Source organism: Acetomicrobium sp. S15 = DSM 107314 (assembly GCF_016125955.1).
GTDB lineage: Bacteria > Synergistota > Synergistia > Synergistales > Thermosynergistaceae > Thermosynergistes > Thermosynergistes pyruvativorans.
This window is the reverse complement of the sequence record NZ_JADEVE010000230.1, coordinates 1-331: the sequence shown is the minus strand read 5'-3', so window position 1 is coordinate 331 and position 331 is coordinate 1. Positions and strand designations below refer to the sequence as shown.

Sequence of the window (331 nt, the reverse complement as noted above, 5' to 3'; positions counted from 1 at the left end):
TTTCAACGGCGACCTTAAGGGCGTGCGCATAGCGCTTTGGGGATTGAGCTTCAAGCCCGACACCGACGACGTGCGCGAGTCGCCCGCCGTGGCGATAGCCAAGAGAATCATTGAAGCCAATCTGCTTCTCGTTTCCATAATCTTTTAATTGCCAATATGGCGGAGATGTAATGACAAGATGAACAGATTCGTCGGCTACTTCATCCATGCACCTTGAGTCGCCATTGCCGCCCCGGTATGACAGCGATAGATGTGGGCAGCGGCTCCGGGATACTCTCTATAGCGTGCTGGCGCTTGGGAGCGCGCAAGGTCTATGCGAGGGACGTAGATC

2 protein-coding genes are annotated in these 331 nt (G+C 55.0%); both read left to right on the top strand.

Annotated features, from left to right (window positions below):
- The first annotated feature begins 22 nt into the window (after positions 1-22).
- Positions 23-148 (top strand): UDP binding domain-containing protein, encoded by a 126-nt coding sequence (locus tag EZM41_RS14670; protein ID WP_446697818.1) that lies wholly within the window; start codon positions 23-25, stop codon positions 146-148.
- Between the two features lie 65 nt (positions 149-213).
- A partial coding sequence (locus EZM41_RS06640) for a 50S ribosomal protein L11 methyltransferase (protein WP_269778875.1) occupies positions 214-331 on the top strand: 118 nt, incomplete at its 3' end.